Origin of the sequence: Niallia circulans (assembly GCF_007273535.1) — a bacterium.
Lineage (GTDB): Bacteria > Bacillota > Bacilli > Bacillales > Cytobacillaceae > Niallia > Niallia circulans_B.
Map to the genome: position 1 here is coordinate 493,885 of NZ_RIBP01000001.1, position 19,320 is coordinate 513,204.

Annotated in this window: 27 protein-coding genes; 17 read left to right on the forward strand and 10 right to left on the reverse strand. The window is 36.3% G+C overall.

Features of this window, described 5'->3' with window-relative positions; all coding sequences use genetic code 11:
- Positions 1-16: 16 nt before the first annotated feature.
- Together CEQ21_RS03410 and CEQ21_RS03415 are read left to right on the forward strand one after the other, a co-directional pair.
- Positions 17-217, forward strand: coding sequence for a glycosyl transferase (locus CEQ21_RS03410; RefSeq protein WP_185763249.1), 201 nt, complete (start codon positions 17-19; stop codon positions 215-217).
- A 498-nt stretch (positions 218-715) separates the two neighbouring features.
- Complete coding sequence (locus tag CEQ21_RS03415; RefSeq protein WP_185763250.1) at positions 716-1,267, forward strand: hypothetical protein; 552 nt, start codon at positions 716-718, stop codon at positions 1,265-1,267.
- A 22-nt stretch (positions 1,268-1,289) separates the two neighbouring features.
- On the opposite strand, the gene CEQ21_RS03420 is transcribed toward CEQ21_RS03415, so the two are convergent.
- Entirely contained in the window at positions 1,290-1,778 is a 489-nt protein-coding gene (locus tag CEQ21_RS03420) for a hypothetical protein (protein WP_328593451.1), read from the reverse strand.
- Between the two features lie 101 nt (positions 1,779-1,879).
- Complete coding sequence (locus CEQ21_RS03425) at positions 1,880-2,941, reverse strand: saccharopine dehydrogenase family protein (RefSeq protein WP_185763252.1); 1,062 nt, start codon at positions 2,939-2,941, stop codon at positions 1,880-1,882.
- Positions 2,942-3,223: 282 nt separating this feature from the next.
- On the opposite strand from CEQ21_RS03425, the gene CEQ21_RS03430 reads away from it, so the two are divergent.
- Both CEQ21_RS03430 and CEQ21_RS03435 read left to right on the forward strand, forming a co-directional pair.
- A complete protein-coding gene (locus CEQ21_RS03430) occupies positions 3,224-3,805 on the forward strand; it encodes a LysE family translocator (RefSeq protein ID WP_185763253.1) in 582 nt (193 codons plus the stop codon).
- A 17-nt stretch (positions 3,806-3,822) separates the two neighbouring features.
- Positions 3,823-4,602: a helix-turn-helix domain-containing protein gene (locus tag CEQ21_RS03435; RefSeq protein WP_185763254.1), complete on the forward strand. Its 780-nt coding sequence runs from the start codon at positions 3,823-3,825 to the stop codon at positions 4,600-4,602.
- A 73-nt stretch (positions 4,603-4,675) separates the two neighbouring features.
- Here CEQ21_RS03435 and CEQ21_RS03440 read toward each other — a convergent pair whose 3' ends face one another.
- Positions 4,676-5,587 (reverse strand): LysR family transcriptional regulator, encoded by a 912-nt coding sequence (locus CEQ21_RS03440; protein WP_185763255.1) that lies wholly within the window; start codon positions 5,585-5,587, stop codon positions 4,676-4,678.
- A gap of 124 nt (positions 5,588-5,711) precedes the next feature.
- Here CEQ21_RS03440 and CEQ21_RS03445 point away from each other — a divergent pair, with 124 nt between their 5' ends.
- The 3 genes from CEQ21_RS03445 to CEQ21_RS03455 all read left to right on the forward strand — a co-directional run bounded on the left by CEQ21_RS03445 (position 5,712) and on the right by CEQ21_RS03455 (position 8,068).
- Positions 5,712-7,037 (forward strand): aspartate aminotransferase family protein, encoded by a 1,326-nt coding sequence (locus CEQ21_RS03445; protein ID WP_185763256.1) that lies wholly within the window; start codon positions 5,712-5,714, stop codon positions 7,035-7,037.
- Positions 7,034-7,591, forward strand: a complete 558-nt coding sequence (gene cysE / locus CEQ21_RS03450) for a serine O-acetyltransferase (protein ID WP_213087325.1) — start codon at positions 7,034-7,036, stop codon at positions 7,589-7,591. Before CEQ21_RS03445 ends, cysE begins: the two co-directional genes overlap by 4 nt.
- A gap of 240 nt (positions 7,592-7,831) precedes the next feature.
- A complete protein-coding gene (locus CEQ21_RS03455) occupies positions 7,832-8,068 on the forward strand; it encodes a hypothetical protein (RefSeq protein WP_185763257.1) in 237 nt (78 codons plus the stop codon).
- A gap of 31 nt (positions 8,069-8,099) precedes the next feature.
- On the opposite strand, the gene CEQ21_RS03460 is transcribed toward CEQ21_RS03455, so the two are convergent.
- Positions 8,100-8,639, reverse strand: coding sequence for a PadR family transcriptional regulator (locus CEQ21_RS03460; protein ID WP_185763258.1), 540 nt, complete (start codon positions 8,637-8,639; stop codon positions 8,100-8,102).
- Positions 8,640-8,913: 274 nt separating this feature from the next.
- On the opposite strand from CEQ21_RS03460, the gene CEQ21_RS03465 reads away from it, so the two are divergent.
- Both CEQ21_RS03465 and CEQ21_RS03470 read left to right on the forward strand, forming a co-directional pair.
- A complete protein-coding gene (locus tag CEQ21_RS03465; RefSeq protein WP_185763259.1) occupies positions 8,914-9,651 on the forward strand; it encodes an alpha/beta family hydrolase in 738 nt (245 codons plus the stop codon).
- A gap of 105 nt (positions 9,652-9,756) precedes the next feature.
- Positions 9,757-10,365: a hypothetical protein gene (locus CEQ21_RS03470; protein ID WP_185763260.1), complete on the forward strand. Its 609-nt coding sequence runs from the start codon at positions 9,757-9,759 to the stop codon at positions 10,363-10,365.
- Positions 10,366-10,413: 48 nt separating this feature from the next.
- On the opposite strand, the gene CEQ21_RS03475 is transcribed toward CEQ21_RS03470, so the two are convergent.
- Positions 10,414-11,052, reverse strand: coding sequence for a glycosyltransferase (locus CEQ21_RS03475; protein ID WP_185763261.1), 639 nt, complete (start codon positions 11,050-11,052; stop codon positions 10,414-10,416).
- A 174-nt stretch (positions 11,053-11,226) separates the two neighbouring features.
- On the opposite strand from CEQ21_RS03475, the gene CEQ21_RS03480 reads away from it, so the two are divergent.
- On the forward strand, positions 11,227-11,592 hold the full coding sequence (locus CEQ21_RS03480; RefSeq protein WP_185763262.1) for a DUF3221 domain-containing protein: 366 nt from the start codon (positions 11,227-11,229) through the stop codon (positions 11,590-11,592).
- A 110-nt stretch (positions 11,593-11,702) separates the two neighbouring features.
- Here the strand turns inward: CEQ21_RS03480 and CEQ21_RS03485 are convergent, their stop codons facing one another.
- The gene (locus tag CEQ21_RS03485; protein ID WP_185763263.1) at positions 11,703-12,143 is read right to left on the reverse strand and encodes an Rrf2 family transcriptional regulator; all 441 of its coding nucleotides are present in this window, start codon (positions 12,141-12,143) and stop codon (positions 11,703-11,705) included.
- A 198-nt stretch (positions 12,144-12,341) separates the two neighbouring features.
- On the opposite strand from CEQ21_RS03485, the gene CEQ21_RS03490 reads away from it, so the two are divergent.
- From CEQ21_RS03490 to CEQ21_RS03505, 4 genes are all read left to right on the forward strand, one after another.
- Positions 12,342-12,911, forward strand: a complete 570-nt coding sequence (locus CEQ21_RS03490; RefSeq protein ID WP_185763264.1) for an NAD(P)H-dependent oxidoreductase — start codon at positions 12,342-12,344, stop codon at positions 12,909-12,911.
- Between the two features lie 89 nt (positions 12,912-13,000).
- Positions 13,001-13,642 carry an NAD(P)-dependent oxidoreductase gene (locus CEQ21_RS03495; RefSeq protein WP_185763265.1) on the forward strand — a complete coding sequence of 214 codons (642 nt, stop codon included), beginning with the start codon at positions 13,001-13,003 and terminating at the stop codon, positions 13,640-13,642.
- Positions 13,643-13,725: 83 nt separating this feature from the next.
- Positions 13,726-14,571, forward strand: coding sequence for an SIR2 family NAD-dependent protein deacylase (locus CEQ21_RS03500; RefSeq protein WP_185763266.1), 846 nt, complete (start codon positions 13,726-13,728; stop codon positions 14,569-14,571).
- Positions 14,572-14,585: 14 nt separating this feature from the next.
- The gene (locus CEQ21_RS03505) at positions 14,586-15,491 is read left to right on the forward strand and encodes a protein-ADP-ribose hydrolase (RefSeq protein WP_185763267.1); all 906 of its coding nucleotides are present in this window, start codon (positions 14,586-14,588) and stop codon (positions 15,489-15,491) included.
- 51 nt (positions 15,492-15,542) lie between these two features.
- On the opposite strand, the gene CEQ21_RS03510 is transcribed toward CEQ21_RS03505, so the two are convergent.
- From CEQ21_RS03510 to CEQ21_RS03520, 3 genes are all read right to left on the reverse strand, one after another.
- Positions 15,543-16,001: a DMT family transporter gene (locus CEQ21_RS03510; RefSeq protein WP_185763268.1), complete on the reverse strand. Its 459-nt coding sequence runs from the start codon at positions 15,999-16,001 to the stop codon at positions 15,543-15,545.
- 12 nt (positions 16,002-16,013) lie between these two features.
- Complete coding sequence (locus CEQ21_RS03515; RefSeq protein ID WP_185763269.1) at positions 16,014-16,442, reverse strand: DMT family transporter; 429 nt, start codon at positions 16,440-16,442, stop codon at positions 16,014-16,016.
- Between the two features lie 84 nt (positions 16,443-16,526).
- Positions 16,527-16,841: an ArsR/SmtB family transcription factor gene (locus CEQ21_RS03520; RefSeq protein ID WP_185763270.1), complete on the reverse strand. Its 315-nt coding sequence runs from the start codon at positions 16,839-16,841 to the stop codon at positions 16,527-16,529.
- A gap of 146 nt (positions 16,842-16,987) precedes the next feature.
- Here CEQ21_RS03520 and CEQ21_RS03525 point away from each other — a divergent pair, with 146 nt between their 5' ends.
- From CEQ21_RS03525 to CEQ21_RS27225, 3 genes are all read left to right on the forward strand, one after another.
- Positions 16,988-17,359 carry a hypothetical protein gene (locus tag CEQ21_RS03525; RefSeq protein WP_185763271.1) on the forward strand — a complete coding sequence of 124 codons (372 nt, stop codon included), beginning with the start codon at positions 16,988-16,990 and terminating at the stop codon, positions 17,357-17,359.
- A gap of 256 nt (positions 17,360-17,615) precedes the next feature.
- A complete protein-coding gene (locus tag CEQ21_RS03530; protein ID WP_185763272.1) occupies positions 17,616-17,843 on the forward strand; it encodes a hypothetical protein in 228 nt (75 codons plus the stop codon).
- A complete protein-coding gene (locus CEQ21_RS27225; RefSeq protein WP_268878973.1) occupies positions 17,840-17,968 on the forward strand; it encodes a hypothetical protein in 129 nt (42 codons plus the stop codon). Before CEQ21_RS03530 ends, CEQ21_RS27225 begins: the two co-directional genes overlap by 4 nt.
- Before the next feature lie 123 nt (positions 17,969-18,091).
- Here CEQ21_RS27225 and CEQ21_RS03535 read toward each other — a convergent pair whose 3' ends face one another.
- The gene (locus CEQ21_RS03535; RefSeq protein ID WP_185764073.1) at positions 18,092-18,988 is read right to left on the reverse strand and encodes a LysR family transcriptional regulator; all 897 of its coding nucleotides are present in this window, start codon (positions 18,986-18,988) and stop codon (positions 18,092-18,094) included.
- Positions 18,989-19,320: the final 332 nt, after the last annotated feature.

Sequence of the window (19,320 nt, forward strand, 5' to 3'; positions counted from 1 at the left end):
GTCAGGGGGGGAGCTTTTGAAAAAGCAATTTGTAATCGGTATTATATTAATATTATTAAGTACACCATTAGGTTATATGTCTCTAAATTTATTGTATGCTAATCAAAACTTGGGTGCTGGTGAATTAAAGCCAATCTTAAATGGATTTATATATTCATATATGATTAGCGGGATATTAATTTTCAGCCTTGGTATTTTCAATAAAATGAAGAATTAACAATAAAGGTTGCCGGGCGGGCAGCCTATTTTTTATGAATGCAAGTTGTTGGTTGAAAGAGCCCAGGTCATATTCCTTCATTCTGCAAAGCGCTTAATGATGATAAGTTTTTTATTTGGGTAGAACCTGTTTACTTCATGATGTTAAAATCAACGTTATTTTAAATGGAAACGATTACACTTTTAGTACCTTCTACATATCATATATTAGATAATCAAGTTATGTTAGGAGGATCTTTATGTTGTTTGAAATACTTCCTACTTGGATTTGGATATTATTTTATCTTTTTATCGTATTAACAATGGGTCACAACTAATAAGGACGAGCATTTATTGCGGTAAGAATTATTGTATGTGTTTAAATCGAATGGGAGATGAGACAGCATCTTCCATTCTGTTTGTACAATAAGAAATATTTATAGTATTATTTTCCACTTGTGCAGGGATTCAAAATTAAAAATAGAATATTCTCCTTTAATGATAATTGGGAGGGAGCAGTATGCAGCTTTTGGGCTTTAATAGAACAATAAGGGTGTTATTTTACTGTTTTCTTGTTGTTTTAATCTTTGGCATTATTAGTCTCTTTATAGCAAATTCTATTACAAATAATTATCGTAAATCTCGAGAAGAACTTGTCGGCCAAATTGAAAATGATAAACAACTTTCGCAAAGCGATTTTCGGGAAATGGGGTATTCTATTCAGGCGATAAACGAAAAGTTTCATTCATTTGAAAGTGTTGCTATTTATCAGGAAAGCGATAATCGTGCCCTTAGCTATTATGACATGGATGTAAAAGAAGCAGCTTATGTGTTTCCAAGTGAATTAAACCAAAACGATTGGATGAATGAATTATTTATAGGTGCAGAAGGCTTTGAAGCAGGAAACTTTTTCATTGTGCATCGCGATTTTATTGACTGGTATTATGTATTTCCTTTTTGTTTGTTTAGTATTAGTGGCGTTTTATTTTTACTTTGGCTTATCCTACAGGTAAAGCATGTTTACACAGGCAGGATAATGAAAATTAATTTATCATATAAACTAGTGAAATAAAAAACAGAGATTAAAATCCCTGTTACGAATAACTCTGCTTTTCAGGTGTTAATTTCAATATCAGATACCGGACTATAAAACCAATCCCTACGCCAGGTACTACAAACATCATTGGCATAAATACCGGTCCTAATGTGTGGCCAAAGAGTTTAATTTTACTAGAATAAATAAGGCCAAGTGTTACAAAAGCAGCGGCGGATAGGAAGGGAAGAAAGGACAACTCTTCACTAGCAGGCATTTCATATTGATATGCATCCCACATAGCAAAAAAATACAAACAAGCATAAAATAATAACCATTGATAATTAATAACTTCTTCCGCTTTTGCAAATTCTCCTAAGTAGCTGTACATAATGGCAGTATTAAAATGACTGTAGACATTTATCAGGATTTCAGTTAGGACATATAAAGTTCCTTTATAATATTGACCAGTTAATAATTGGCTAAATCCGGGCAGAGCAATACTCCACATGACTGCCTGGAATTTCCCTATTTTTTTCAATAACTCCACCGCCTTATAGGATTAGTTTGGTTAAATTCACCATTGTTATTCGATGTATTTAATTTAGTTTTGGCGGTAAAGAAAAATTGGCAATAAAAACATGGAGTTTTTTAGTCGCTAGATATTTCCCAGACAATATCTGGTTTTATTGCCTCATAAACAGACGTCCAATCAGCTATTTCTTCTAAATGGAATACTCCTTTGCGGTTATTGAATTCATACATATATTTTGCCGCCCATGTTGTCACATAGGCAGTTATTTTGGCTTCTTCTTGCCCAGAAAGATCTGTTTCTAAAACAACTTCTTTACCAGCTTTTATACCTTTGCCTCTTATTTTGACATGGAACATCGGTTCACCGATGCTCACCCGTTTGAACATGTTTGTTGTCCATTTATCTGGAAGAAAACGAATAAGTCCAAGTCTTTTCATAATGGAAAAGCTCCCTGTCGCTAATCGTGAATCAAAGCACAGAAAAGTGCTGACAGGATCTACATTAATTGTTTTAGGCAATACATGCTGATCTGCAAAGTTAAAGGGGTAAGCCTTTCTAAAGCCAAGCTTTTTGCCAAAATAGGCTGTCTCCTTGCCGACAAAGCTCTTTTTTAGTATTCGCCGTCCATTTTCCCATTTGTGAAAGTCTGTTTTTACTTGTTGGATCGTCCATTCTATTGCAGCATGTCCATGTGTATCACCTAAACCAAGCATTAAAAAGATATCAATACTATCAGTTGTGTCCATCTTGTCTGCAACCCATTTGGCGAGTAAATTTGTCACACCTGGATTAAGACCAACACTCAAAAGAGCTGCGCCATTTGATTGAACAACTGATTGATGTAGCTCCTCCACTTTTTGCAAAAAGGTATAAGAAGCAGATATATCGATGTAATCAATGCCAGATTCAAGACAAGAGGCAGCGAAGGCCACATTTTCCTGCTCGAGGCAAACGATTACTAGTTTTGCGGTAGCTAATATATTTGCTGGTACTGCTTGATTAATATCAAGTACCATTGCCTTGACTTCTCCATTTGTTGAAGCTGCGAACCTCTCTGCTTTTTCTTGGCTTCTGCCAGCAGCGTATACATTGCCTGGATAATAATCCGCTAATTGTTTGCAAATAAGTTTACCTACATGTCCATATCCGCCGATTACAATAATATCTTTTTTTTCCAAATAAACCACGCCTCTCCTGCTTTAACATAATGTTGTGAATGTTTTTTAATTTGATATATAGCTAACCAAGTACATATTAAGTGTATAAAAACAATGATTAAAGGAGTATCCCAGATTTATGGGGTTTATTTCTAATATTTGAAAGAGAGGGAATAGGACGTGGCGGAAAGGCTGTTTTTTGAATGAATCTTTACTAGGTCAATGTTCCTTGCAATAATATACTATATGCTCTGTTATGGGGGGTGTAATATTTATGAGAATATCAAGAATGGAGTGTATCTCATGAATATTACGTCATTATTACTGTACTGCTTTATCGTAACGTTTACGCCAGGACCTACTAATATTGTTATATTATCAACAGTACATAATAACGGAACAAAAAAGGCAATGGAGTATACATATGGTGCAACAATTGCCTTTGGTTTGTTATTAAGTTTGTCTGCAGTTCTGAACACTATATTAGTAACTTTTATCCCAAAAATATTAATACTAATGCAGATTATCGGAAGTATATATATGCTCTATCTAGCTTATCAAGTCTATAAAACAAACAATGAAAAACCAAAAGCAAATGAAAAGCAATCAGGTACATTCCTGTCTGGTTTTTTCTTGCAGTTTTTAAATCCTAAAGTATTGTTATTTACATTAACAGTCATTCCAACCTTTATCATGCCATACCATCTTTCCTTGTCTAAGATTATTTTAAGTGTAATGGCAATCACCGTAATTGGATTTTTAGCATTTATCACATGGGTGCTTTTTGGAGCATTATTTAAGAACTTTTTACAGCAGCACGAAAAAACGGTGAATACACTGATGGCACTATTTTTAGTGTATTCGACTTTCATGATTTGGATGTAGAGAGTAGAGGGGCTATAATGGACAAATTCATCTATAAAAAATCAGCTGGCATAACAGCCTTGGCTGCAAGCATGACAGATTTTACGTATAAAAGGCATTCTCATATTGAGTATGCCATTGGTGTTACATTAAGAGGGATACAACATTATAACTTAGATGGTAGCTTACAGCTTTCGCATCGGAATGGTGTTATGTTGTTTAATCCAGAGCAGGCCCATGATGGTATGGCACATGATAAGGAAGGCTTGGAATATGTTATGCTATATTTGGACCCGCACTTGCTTTTGGAGGTTATGGGGAAAAGAGATAGGATCAGATTTTCAGAGCCAATTGTTTATGATAATATGCTTAAACAAAAAATTGTAAGACTATCTGAGGCAATCCTGACGGAAAAGGATGATGATTTATGCAGTGAGCTGCTCCTATCACTCACTGAAGGTCTTGTTAAGACGAATCTCTCGACTGACCTTAAGAAAGATAATGCGCTTATCAAGAAAGCTAAGGAAATGCTCTATGAAAATCTTATGACTATTCCGAAGCTGGATGCAATCAGTAGTGAACTGCAATTATCGAAATTCCAATTTATTCGCTACTTTAAAGCTCATACTGGAATTTCGCCGTATCAATACTTTCTTAACTGCAAAATAGAACGGGCAAAGCAGTTGATCGAAAAGAATAAAGACATTTATTCAGCAGTGGCAGAATGTGGGTTTGTTGATTTGGCCCATCTAAATAAACATTTTAAAAATGTGTTTGGGATAACAGCATTTGAATATTTAGTGAATATCAATCATTGATAGATTGTAATTAGTTTAATAGACAACGACCTATGTGGCTCGTTGTCTATTTTTTTTATGCTCTTATTTCTAACTATTCTGTAGTAAACACTAGCTTCGCTTGTGCTTTTATCGCTTCCGTCACAATTTGGATGGCGCGGTTAGATGCTTGAGGCTTGCGGGCGACAAGATAAATATGCCGTGTTGATTCTGGCTGTAAATCAAGAAGGTGAACACCGTCTGCTTGGTCTGTTACTGCGAGCTTCGGCAGAATTCCAATTGCAAGATTATTTGCAACTGCTGTTTGGATGGCGGAATAGCTTTGAAAGACATTTAAAACATGAGGCTGGAATCCGGCGTTACTGCATAGATTCTGCGTGTATTCAGAAAGGTATGTACCATCAGGCTCCATTACCCAATTCTCCTCCGATAGTGAAGTGATGCTTATAGCAGATTGCTGTACTAATGGATGTTCTTCCCCAACTAAAACCATAAGCCGATCGCTTCCAAGTTCAACGAGACTGTGATCATATTGCTTAAGCTTCTGAGGCTTTTCAAAATAGGCGACAACTGCTAAGTCAAATTGTTGGGAATCAAGTGCGGGCAGACTCTTATCAGGCTCTAATTCTGTTAATCTAATGTGAACACGCGGGAATTGCTTCTCTAATTGTGATACTACAGGAATGACGATAGAACGTAAGGCACTTGAGAAGGAGGCAATCCGGACAGTTCCTTGAATAATGTCAGATGTGTCATTAAGTGTGTTTTCAATTTGTTCGAGTTGATCAAGGACTGGTCTGACTTGTTTGGCAAGAGTTCGGCCTGCGTGTGTCAATTGAACTCTCCTCCCAATCTTTTCAAACAGGATTGTATTGGTTTCTTTTTCCAATATGCTAAGTTGCTGAGAAACTGTTGCTGTACTAATGTACATGACTTCGCCAACCCGGTGCATCGTTCCTAAGGTTTCGAATTGTACTAGTAATTGTAATCGCCAAGTGTTGAGCATCTGAATTCCCCTTTTAAGAATAGCTAAACTAATTGTTAATAAAAACTTGATTGTTTTGTGTTTATTATTAACTAATAATAAACATTAAGCATATAAAGAGCAAATTAATTAGAGGAGAGAGGTTATGTTGATGTATCCATACAAAAAGAGAAGCAATCCATGGGGAGACGTTGAAAAACATGTTGGAAGATATGGTGCACCATTCTTTATTCCGGAAATTATTGACTATGCAAAGGGAAGCTATGTTTATACGGAAGAGGGGAGAAGGATTTTAGATTTTACTTCAGGGCAGATGTCATCGACGATCGGTCATTCTCATCCTGAAGTTGTGGCAACATTACAAGAAGCTGCTGGCCGTCTTGACCATTTGTTCAGTGGTATGTTATCAAGACCAAGCATTAATCTTTGTACACATATTGCCGAGACGGTAACAAATCCTTTAACAAAGGTAATCCCGCTGTCAACTGGTTCGGAAGTAAATGAAGCGGCATTAAGAATGGCAAAGCTGGTAACAGGGAAATTTGAGGTTGTCTCCTTTAACAGATCTTGGCATGGTTTAACAGAAGCAAGTGCAGGGGCAACATATGCTTCAGCTCGTAAAAGCAGATTGCCTGGCACACCTGGACAACTGGCCATTCCAACTCCATATGAGTATCGCCCTGATTTTGTTGACAGAGATGGGAAGCTTGATTGGCAAAAGCAGCTGGACTACGGTTTTGCGATGGTCGATGCCCAATCTGTCGGCAGCTTGGCAGCATGTATCGTCGAGCCAATTGTATCTGGGGGCGGCATACTTGTTCCTCCGCCTGGATACTTAGCCGCGTTAAAGAAAAAATGTCGTGAAAGAGACATGCTGTTAATCTTTGATGAGGCCCAAACAAGCTTTGGACGTACTGGACAATGGTATGGATTTCAGCATGACAATGTTACACCTGACATTTTGACATTATCAAAAACCCTCGGCGCAGGACTGCCGCTCGCAGCCCTTGTCACGACAGCAGAGATTGAACAAAAGGCTTATGACAAAGGGTTCGTATTTTACACTTCGCATGTTAATGATCCGCTTGTAGCTGCCGTTGGCTGTACGGTGATGGATGTGATTGCAAAAGAGAACCTTATAGTGGCAGCACGCGAAAAAGGGGATTATTTAGCAGCCGCACTTAAAAGACTTGTGGAAAAACACGAGGTTGTTGGTGATGCGAGAGGGCGTGGATTGCTGCAAGGTATTGAGATTGTTAAGGATAAAACAAGTAAAGAGCGCTCAGAAGCAATAGGCGATCGTATCACAGCAAGATGCCTTGAATTAGGCCTTCATATGAACATTGTCTGTTTACCTGGTATGGGGGGCGTTTTCCGAATAGCACCTCCGCTCACAGTTAGTTATGAAGAGCTTGAAGAAGGGATTTCCATGCTTGATCAAGCCATAACAGATGTCGAGAACATATTATGAAACTAGTTAAGACTAATACAAGGAAATTATCTAGAAAGAAGCAGTCTGCCTTTTCAGAAGAAATCGAAATGGTGCGAAATTATGACCCATCTGTTACGTCAAATCTTCAAGTGATTCTCACATATTCTGGTTTACATGCGGTCTGGTTTTACCGAGTCTCACATGTATTGTGGAAAAAGCGGCTTCACTTAGCTGCCCAGTTAATCTCTCAGCTTGCTCGTGTGCTGACAGGTGTAGAAATTCATCCAGCTGCTACTATTGGAAAAAGACTATTAATTGACCATGGCACAGGTGTAATTATCGGAGAAACAACCGTAATTGGTGATGATGTTGTTATTTACCAAGGAGTCACACTTGGCGGCGTTAATAATCGACCGGGAAGACGTCATCCAAAGATAGGCAATCATGTGTTTATTGGTGCAGGTGCGGCAGTATTAGGGGCAATCACCGTTGAAGAAGGGGCAAAAATCGGCGCACTGACACTAGTCTTAAAGGATGTACCTGCAAGGCATACAGCAGTTGGCAACCCAACAAGATTAATAGCACCGAAATAGCCTAAGAAATGGTTAAGTGCCGCTAACCAAGCCGGGCATATCATTAAGATAGCCATAATAATTTTTGCATCTTTATATGAGGAGGATCATTACTAATAAGACTCAAATACCTCAGTTGTTCGCTAAAAGAGACGTATTTGTCGTTAATTGACGAACGATATTGTTTGTCCCATCATTCCTTTTCTTACATAATTAATGCTGGAGAAAAGGCAGAATGGTAAAGCAAAGAAGCTGGAGGTAATGATGATGAAAAGGGTGATTCTTGCTGAGCTTGAACGGTTAAATAAAGTAATTGCTAATAAAAGGCAGGACGCACTAATAATTATTAAAGACTTTCAGAAGCATTCTAAAAACGCGTTATTGAAGGATTCCTTATTTGAAGTAAAAAAGGAAATTCATGAGATTACTGTCATCCAAAAAGAGCTGTGGTTTATTTATAAGGGAATAGCATGCAAAAGAAAGTGCTCATGTTTATGAGTACTTTTTTTGATGAGATCTCCAACCGCTTTTAAACAGGCGGATTATTGCTAATATATTCCTTCACCCATTTGCACCAATTAACATACATTTCCGCATAGCGGATGCCGTATTCTGATGTTATGATGGCACCTAAATTCTGCTTGGAGGTTTCCTTTGTGAAATGATCCTTCCACTCTTTTGTCATATTTAAAATTCTTTCTTCTCGAGCAATTACCTCATCTAACAAAGTCATTATTTCGTCTATTGTTAAAATATCAAAAGCAGCTGCTTTAATAAGGAACTCATCTTTTATTTTGGCAGGTTTCACAGAATGGTTAAGAATCCAGTTAATCAGTTCTTTTTTTCCTAACTCTGTTATCGTGTAGATTTTCTTATTCGGCAGCGAGTTTTGAATAATAAGCTCGTGTTCAAGTAATTCTTCCTTTTCTAATTTATGGAGCTCTGTATAAATTTGACTATGAGTTGAATTCCAAAAATATACTACTTGCTCTTTAAATATGTTAACTACTTCATAGCCACTAACCGGTTTCTTGGAAATGATTCCTAATAAAGCATACCGTAAACTCACGTATACCACTCTTTTCAATTATTTATATATTTTTGCATTATATCATACTAACTTGACTAATTTGAATAATGCTTAGTATTATAATATTAACATATGTCATTTTAGACATATGTTAATTCTGATAAAGGGAGTATTTAAAGGTAGTTGGTCCATGATTAGCCTTAAACTGTTTAGATATTGGACTTAAGGAAATATTAACTATAAATAAAGAAAGGGAATTGCGCTGATTTAATTTATAGTAAGTGACTTCAGTGCAAGAAGGTAGGAAGACATAATGAAAAAAATAATAAACAAAAAGAGTATTTTAGCAGTAGTAATCATTTTAGTACTTGCGGTTGCAGTATTTATTGGATGGACGCAAATGACGTATAAAGCAGCGGAAGACCCAGCGATAGCTATGGATAATAACTATATTAAAGAAGATGATTGGCTTATTTATGGAGATAAAAGCAGTAAAACTGGAATTATTCTATATCCAGGAGCAAAGGTGGAGCCTGAAGCTTATGGTTATTTGGCACAGGAGTTAGCTAAAAATAATATGATGGTGGCAATTCCAAAGCTAACATTAAATTTAGCTATCTTTGATTACAAAAAAGCAGACGAAATGATAACAAAATATAAAGATGTAGATTGGTTAATCGGCGGGCATTCAATGGGTGGTGCTGCAGCAGCAATGTATGTTGATAAAAACATCGGTAAAGTGAAGGGGCTTATCTTTTTAGGTTCTTATGCCGCTGACAATGAGTCATTATTTAAGTCCAGCCTTCCGGTTTTATCTATTAGCGGCTCAGAAGATGGATTAAGTACACCTGAAAAAATAAAGGAAAAGAAAAGTCTTTTACCAAGTACAACAGAGTATTTTCAAATTGAAGGCGGAAATCATGCCCAATTTGGTGTGTATGGAGAGCAATCTGGTGATAATGAAGCGAAAATTTCTGTTAAGGAACAACAAGATATCATAGTTGAAACAATTGAGGACTGGGTGGAAGCAAATAAATTCGGGAATAACTAACACTTTATCCACTATATATTAGTTAGCATCCTATAAATTAAAGAAAGGAGGGAATACACTCTGGACAGTTTGTTATTTTTGCTATATACCGTTTTCTATTGTGTTATGCTATTAATTATTGTAAAAAAACTAACGAGGTCGCCGATACTTAGTCTGTTTTTCCTATTACCCGTTGTTATTGGACTTCTTTACGATAATGGAGTAATTACGATTGGTAGATTTTTAGGAGAAAGTAATTTAAATGAACAACTTAACATATTACGCTTCCTCCTTCATGGACTTTTTACACCGTTTCTTACTTTTTATGCATGGGCTGCTGTTAACAAAACAAATATTTCTTTAACAAGAAGTATCAGTTTTAAGATTGCTCCTTATGTTTTAACTACCATTCTAATAATAGTAGAGTTGTATAAAGAGATTATCGGCCTGCAAATTGCTCCTAAATGGGAATATGGTGTGTTAACGTATAGCTCAGTTAATAGTGGTGGGCCTCCAATTATGGTAATCGTCGTAGCAATAATTTTGCTGATTGCATCGATTATAGTACTCGTTAAGCAAAAATGGGTGTGGTTTTTTATTGGCTCATTGGTAATGATTGTGATGAATGCTATAAAGCTGCCTGTTAACAGTGGTGCGATCACAAATTTGTCAGAAGTTATATTAATAATGTCATTATTAGCAACAAGCTTATTCCAAGCAAGAAATCGTCAATAGATTAAAGATAAAGGCACCTCCCTACTCATGGAGGTGCCTGTTTTCCTATTATTTGAATTTGTCAGGGAATTGTTTTACAACTCCTGCTGAAAGGCCATCTGCCATTATAATTATATGAGTAACACCCTCGTCAATGGAAGCAATTCTTTTATTCCAGTCTTTTGCAAGGCTTGCCGTTAAATCATTCGTAACTAATTGCAGATGCATATCCAATAATTTTTTTAGCTCGTCTTTTTTTAGAAAAGGGTTGGCACTGCTGAGGAAAGCAGCTATGTCATCCGCATTTCTATACCATTCCTTGTTTAGCTGGCTAACGGTGGTTTTATTTCCGCTCTTCGCAGCATCCACAATCTTTCCTGCTATAACAATATGCTCCTTAAGCAGCTCTGTTAGTTTGTTTCCTGCCTTTTCTCCATACATTGGCTTTATTGCGTTACCGATATCCTCCTGATTCTTCAGAAGTCTTGTCAAAACCTGTTTTTGATCCTCTGCTCCTGCTGTTGTGGCACTTGTAATATAATTACTTGTCCACAAAACATGGTCAATCCAAAGCTTTCGGAAATTATTTTCAAAATCCACCTGTGATTGGCTAACGTATTTTTCTTGCGGTTTCGCGTAAGCGTTAGTTCTAGTCACCATGCTTAAGGAAAAAAGGAAAATAAAGCTCATTAACAAAATCTTTTTCATCGATTATGCTCCTTAAATAGTTAGTATATTGCTGTTATTATTCTCAATAGTTTTCCATTTTTTATTCATAATAAATGGAATTATTAGTTGCTGTGAGTAAGGGAGGACAAATTCAATTTATCAAGAATATATAAAGGACTAAAGAATGTTACTGAGGGAGGGAGAGAGAGCTGTTTGCATAAAATACTAAGACGACTACTTATCATCATTACAACTATTTTAGTTATAGCCGCATTAAGTGTATTGTTTTTTTTCACTACCATACCAAGCTATACAGGTGTGATTTTGGAGGTGAGCGACTCGACTATTTGGGTTGTGGAAGGCACGGCTGATGATATAAAGAATAAAACGACTAATGAAATAAACAAAAAATATATGTACCAAGGGATAGTATTTGAACTGCCTGCCTACATACCGAATCAGATAATAAAAGATTTATCTATAGGACAGGAAGTGAAAATCTACTCTAGCGGAGAAGTCAGAGAAACTGCGCCTGCTGGCGGGGATGCCTATTGGGTGACAACTTTGGATAAGGAGTGAAATAAATCGGGGGCCTATAGAAAAACTTTAGTTGTGTGCTGTTAGTTAGATGAATTAATGCAAAAAAGAAGTTTAGCGGACGGCCAAACTTCTCCTAACATAATATTCTTCTATTGATCGACTGCCTGCTCTTTTTCGTTAATATCATTCACAATATCAGCAAGTGTAACATTACTTAAAGCTTTCTCCATAGCTGATTGAGCAATCGCAAATATTGGCAGTACGGTGTCTTGAATATTTCTGCCTACAGGACAATCAGGGTTCGGATGGTCATGGATACTAAATAATTCTTTCTCTTGAACAACATTAACTGCTTTGTACACATCGAACAAAGTGATTTCTGAAAGGCCTTTTGCCAATTGTGCCCCGGCAATACCTGGACGCACGTTAACTAAACCTGCACTTTTAAGCATCCCCATGATTTTTCTGATAACAGCAGCATTTGTATTAACACTGCCTGCTAAATACTCTGAGGTGTTGACGCCTGTTTTATTTATTTCAATAAGAGTCAGTATATGAATACCAACTGCAAAACGACTGCTTATAGACATGTAAAGCACCTTCTTTTAAAATTTTATAATAATGTAATTGGTATGGTTACAAGTATAGTATACCTTAATTTCTAAAAAAGTCCGAGAGTTTTCATTCACCTGTTGACAAAGTAGTTACATGTAATTTATATTATTACTTGTAACTAATGTTATTACAGGTTAACAAAAATCAGAATTAGTTTAAAGGAGACAAAATAAATGAATCATTTAGTTGTATACGCACATCCCAATCCAGAAAGCTTTAATCATGCCATTTTGGATACAGTAGTACAGTCATTAAAGGGTAAAGGACATGAGGTTACTGTTAGAGACTTATATGCAATAGGATTAGATCCAGTTTTGAAGTTTGACGGCAAGGGTGAGGTTTCACAAGAGGTTATTACCGAACAGGAATACATTAGTAAAGCAGATGCAATCACATTTATTTATCCAATCTGGTGGACAGGTATGCCTGCGATTTTAAAAGGATATATAGACAGAGTTTATTCATATGGATTTGCTTATCAATACAATGCAGAAGGCGGCATCGATAAGCTTCTGTCAGGAAAAAAAGGACTTATCATTAATACACACGGAACGCCAAAGGAGATTTACGACTCAATCGGTATGACCGCAGCATTAATGAAAACATCTACTACTGGAGTATTTGAATTTTGTGGGATTGAAAGTGTCGGACATTTAACTTATGGAAGTGTGCCGTCTGTCGATGATGAAACAAGAAAAGGGATGTTAGACGAAATTAAAACAAAAGTAAATTTATTATTTTAATTTAACTACAGTGTAACCATTTTAATTTAACTACAGTGTAACCGTTTTGATTACAAGTGATACTAACGAAAAACTAGGAGGAAATGAACATGAAAGTAGGTATTATTGGTGCAACTGGTAAAGCTGGAAGCTTAATTTTACAGGAAGCGGTTGACCGCGGGCATGAAGTAACAGCTATCGTAAGAGATGCTGGAAAAGTGGAAAATAAACAAGTTAAAGTTATAGAAAAAAGTGTGTTTAATCTTAAATCAGCAGATATTGAACAGTTTGATGACATTGTTAATGCATTTAATGCGGCACCTGGCCATGAAGAGCAGCATATTGAAGCTGGTAAAGTCCTTATTGAAGCACTAAAAGGTGCAGCAAACACAAGATTGGTTGTAGTTGGCGGAGCTGGAAGCCTATTTGTGGATGAAGCGAAAACAACCCGAGTACTGGAAACACCTGATTTTCCGAAGGAATACTTCCCAACTGCTGCTAACATGGGCAAAAACCTAGAAGAACTGCAAAATACGAACGGAATTCACTGGACATATATTAGTCCTGGAGGCTTCTTTAATCCAGCAGGAAAACGTACGGGAGCATATCAAAAAGGCGGAGATGTATTAACGCTTAACTCAAAAGGAGATAGCTACATTAGCTATGCTGATTACGCTATCGCTGTATTAGATGAAATCGAGAAGCCGCAATTCAAAAATCAACGCTTCTCTGTTGTTGGGGAAGCAGAATAAAAAGGTATTCTTGATACTAATTAACATTTTTTAAAAACCGACCTTTACCATCAAGGTCGGTTTTTCAATGAGGGGGCTATGAGATGGATAAAGAATTTCAAAGTCGGATTGCACACACGAAAGACCTAATAAATAAGGCTGATTATATTGTAATTGGAGCTGGGGAAGGGCTGTCTGCGGCGGCTGGTATTCAGTATGGCGGGCAAAGATTTACAGATAATTTTGCTTTATTCATTGAGAAATACGGATTAACGGATATGTATTCCTCCGGCTTTTATCCCTTTCCAACAGAGGAAGAGAGATGGGCATATTGGGCAAGGCATATTAGCTTAAACCGTTTTGAAGCCGGACCGACAAAACTTTATGAAAACTTGCTTCAATTAGTAAAAGAAACTAATTACTTTGTTATTACGACAAATGTTGATAGTCAGTTTGAGCTAGCGGACTTTCCATCAGAAAATATATTTGAGGTACAAGGGAATTATGGCTATCTGCAATGTGCAGTAGGCTGTCATGATGCTTTATATGATAACAAGTTATTAGTGAAAGAAATGATGGAAAAGACAGAGAATTGCAGCATTCCTTCAAACCTTGTCCAAAAATGTCCTGTGTGTGGAGGGAAAATGGATCCACATCTTAGAATCAATCAATACTTCGTTCAGAACGATTCCTGGGATAATCGCAATGCCGCATATACCTCTTTTATTCAAGAGTCCAAAGGGAAAAATATTCTTTTCCTTGAGTTTGGAGTTGGTTTCAATACACCAGGAATTATTCGTTATCCATTTGAACAAATGACGTACCAAAATGAGCATGCTTATATCATTCGTTTTAACAAGGAACATCCAAATGGCCCGAAGGAAAATAAGGACAGGACGATTGCATTTACGGAGGATATACTTACGGTTCTATCAGAACTTATTAAGTAAAGGGAGTGTATAGTATGACTCAAATAGCTTTACAGGACTATGAGAAAGTGATTTTTCTGCATGAACAAGTCAAACCAAAAGGCTTGTCACAAGTTAATAAAGAAGCATTGGTTGAAAGCATCATTATAAAATTAATACAGGAACATAATGCCCCTAAGGATATTATTGTGCCAGATGATTTTGCTGGTAAAAGAAAATTAATGAGAGCACTGTTAAATATAAGGGAACCAAAGCTAACAGCTTCAAATCTATTGGAAGAGATAGACTGCCTTTTACAATCAGAATTAGCAGTAAAACAAATTGTCGAAGTGGAAAAACTTGAAACTATCGAGCGCATCTTTCCTGATAGTTCTTTTACACAGTCTGAAAAGCTTATCTTATGGCAAGGGGATATTACACAATTAAAAGCAGATGCAATTGTGAACGCTGCGAATAGTCAAATGCTAGGATGTTTTCAGCCATTACATGCATGTATTGATAATGCCATACATTCAGCTGCGGGTCCCCAATTAAGAAACGATTGTGAAAAAATAATGTCATTACAAGGCAGACTTGAGGAAACAGGTGATGCCAAAATAACTCGGGCCTATAATCTTCCTTCCCGTTATGTATTGCATACAGTTGGACCTATCGTGCCACAAGGAACAGAATTAACAAGGGAGCAGCGAGATGATTTAGCATCTTGTTATAGGGCTTGTCTCGAATTAGCTAGTCAATTGAAGTATATAAACAGTATAGCGTTTTGTGCCATCTCAACAGGTGTATATGGTTTTCCTAAAACAGAAGCTGCATATATTGCAGTTAATACAGTGAATCAATGGTTAGCAGAAACACCGAATTCTTTTGAAAGGATTGTCTTTAATGTATTCAGTCCGGAAGACTACCATGAATATTCTCTGGTGTTTTCAAATCTCATATAGAAAAAAAATGGAGAACCTCTCTTAGTAGAAAAGTTCTCCATTTTTTAATGCTTAGTTGCCTTCAGCAGACTTTTTATTGCCTTTATAAATGAAATACAGTGAAATAAGCATAAAAACTAATGCTAATACGCGCTTCACATCTAATTCAATGACTAAACTATTGAACCAGCCAAAATGGTCAATAATGACACCAATAACCAGCTGACCAGCAATCCCAGCAATATTAGTCGCTATTACTCCAATTTTAGGCACTGCAATAACAGTTAACAGCAAATACATTGTTCCAAGGAATGCAGCACTCAATTGCCATTTAGGAGCTTCTAAAAGGGCAAGAATATTTCCTTTTCCAAAAAATACTATAAAAACAGTAAGAAACAAAGTGCCTGTTAAGAAGGTTAGTAATGTTGTTTCAATTGTACCTGCTTTGCGGCTAAATGTCCCATTAATTGAGGACTGTGCGCTTAATGTAATACCACCAATTAATGTGAATAAAATCATAAATAGACCCATATACGGTCCTCCTTAGTTTATTAGTATAAGTGCGATAATCATAGAAAGAACGGCGAAAATCTTCTCTTTATTAATTGGTGTTTTTTTACTGCCGAGAAAGCCAAAATGCTCAATGATCATGCTCATTATAAGCTGACCAATAATGACAGCAACCATTGATATACCAACACCAACAAATGGAACACTAACTACAATTGCAGTTAAGTACACAACACCAAGCAGCCCCCCAAGTAAAGTCCATTTTGGGGCTTCAACTGCATAGGAAAGCTTCCCTTTTCCGAAAAACAACCATAACAGTCCCATTATGATAGAGCCCATAAAAAAGTTATAAAAACTTGTTTCTAATTGTCCAATTGTTTTACCAAGCTCGGCATAGATTGCTCCTTCAAAGCTAAGAGCTGCACCTGCTAATAAAGCAAGCACGTAAAAAATATAACGCATAGATAATAACTCCTTTTTTAAATAATTATATATCTAGAATAATAGATATGAATATCATAAAAAAAACAGAAATCAACAGAAAAACTAGATTTCCGTTTTAAAATATTTAGCAATTTGTTGAATAAACTCTTCATTACGGCGATAGTAAGTCCATTGACCATGACGAACAGATTCAAGCAGTCCTGCTTTTTGCATCATGTTTAAGTAGCTAGAAACGGTAGATTGAGAAACTTTTGCTTTTTCCTGAATATCCCCAACACAAACTCCACCTTTGTAGCTTACCTCCTTAGGAAGGTGTGCGCCTTGTTTAGGAAAATGCTTCTCTGGTTCCTTTAACCACGCTAATATCTTTAATCTTGTGTCATTTGAGAGCGCCTTAAATACATTTATAGGTTCCATGGGAACAATTGTATATCTAGAATTCTCGATTTGTCAAGCGCGGAGAGAACGTCTTAGAAAAATAAGTGTCATAAAAGAAAAGCTTTAGCAGGTATTTTACTTATTTTAACAGAATTATTTACATTTAATGAGGTGGTGATGAGCCTTTGAAAAAAGCAATTTATGAAAACGACATGATTTATACAAAAGATAAACCTTATTCAGCTTGCTGGATGGTATTCGGACCAAAAAGCAACTGTAACATCATTATCGGTAAAACAGCTGATATAAAAAAGTATTGGGAAAGCTTTGAGATGAGCTTTTCATTTCAATGGTTTATTTTCGATACTGAAGAACAGATGAATGTAGCTGTAGAAAAGATGGTAAGTGAACCTACGCCTTATGTTACTTGGATGATTTATAGGGTGGAAGACTGCATAAATAATACAAATCCTGACCCAGATACAGGAGTAAACCGTGGTAACACCAGAGATGAAATGTTTCTTTTTAAAAGAATAGACGGCGAAGGTGAAGATTAATTTGCTATAGACTTATTACCGATTATAGCTGTAAACATCTTACAGAAAAGAAGCGAGGTTAGTTAAGTTGTTCCAAAAATGAAGAAAGCGATTGAGCAAGGGATTTATGAAAGGGATATTTATGTTCGGCTAACTAGTTATGAGTCCTCTGAGAATACTCTTACTTTAAGTTCTCCGTTTTGATTGAATTAGTACAAAATAAAGAAGAAATCATTCAGCCATGTCAGGTTACATGTGATGGAGGCATGAGTATAACTTGAGAAATTCTGAATTTACCAGTGTTGACCTTATAGATGATCATTGCTTGTTATGGGATTACAACATGAAGACTGCGGATCTTTTCTTTCGAGGTGAAACCACTAATATAAAAGGGGTAATAGCCGACTTATATTTAAAGCATCAGCAGTTAACAGAAGGATTAATTCCATTTGAACATTATATAAATTTATATAAAGAAGCGAATGCGAATGGAAATATAGAGTGACTGTTAAATGTAAAACAGGGCTATTTGCTAACGGACCTGCTGAATTAATGAAGGTGTATGAAGAGGTATTAAACAAGTATGGATTACAAGCTTGGTTATTACAAAATGATGTTAGGCTACCTTGATTCATTGTAAAATATTGTTTGGAGGGTCTTATATTATTGCGAGAGAATTTAGTGAAGTGAAGCTTGATTATAAATAAAGAACTCAAGGTAGCAAGCTAACCTTGAGTTTTTTTATATAAGAAATTATTTCAAACCAAAAGTATTACACGATAATTGAATAAAAGATTGCAGGGCAAGCGACATATATTTATCCTTGTGCCAAACCATTTGTGTATGAACAGGTGCGGCGATTTCCTTGCAAACCAATTCCTTCAAAACTCCTTTGTCGATCTCCGCTTTAACAACCATTTCCGGCAGTACGGCAATGCCTAAATCTAATATTATGCACTGCTTGATAGCTTCCACACTGGCAAACTCAAACTTATTTGGTGCGGAAATGCCTGATTGACGAAATAAGTCCTCAAGTATAACCCGATAGGAGCACCCTGCTTCTGTTAATAAGAGGGTTTCATTCTGAAAATCTATTAATTGAATTGCCCCTGCAGCTGCTAAATGGTGCTTGGTGGACGCCACAATTTTCAAGCGTTCCTCAATAAGTCCCTGTGCTATTAAATTAGAATCCTGAAGCTGAATAGAATCCATTGTATAGGCAATATCCAACGAGCCATCAAGCAGCTGAGCTCTTGTTTGTTCTTTCGAGTATATTGGTTTAAAGATAACTTTCACCCTCGGGAATTGCTCCTTAAACTCTTTAAGAACAGAAGGCAGTCTGTAGGTACATTGACTTTCAGATGCTCCGATCGTTAGCGTCCCTGCAGGTTCATCCACCCCGCTTACAGCATTTTTTGCTTCCTTTGTCAGTTGGATCATTTTATCTGCATAAATTTTAAATTCTTTTCCTTGTTCTGTTAGAACTAACCGTTTACCTAAGCGTTCAAACAGAGGAGTTTCCAGCTCATTTTCAAGTGCTTTAATTTGTGCAGTAACACTTGATTGAGCAAAATTTAAGACTTTAGCTGTATAAGTAAAATTTAAATGTTCAGCAGCGGTTTTAAATGTGATTAGCTGTTTAATTTCTATTTTTTTCGCCTCCATTAATCGGTTGTTTCGATTGTTAACATCGGAATGTTCATCTGTAATGATTGATATCTTTATTATAGAATAGGAAAAAATAAACAACAATAAATTTTTAAATGATGATGAAGGGGAGATAAGAAAATGAACAACAAGCAATCAAATAATTCAGCACAGACAGAGATAGATAATAAAAATTTTAACTACTATTGGAGAGAGATTATTAGAGCATTAATAGCCATGAAATAACTGTTTAACTCAAATGTTTTAATGTCCTTTCATGCAAATCCTCATGAGTAATTGTATCCTTATAATCAAAGGAATAGAATTTGTGGAAA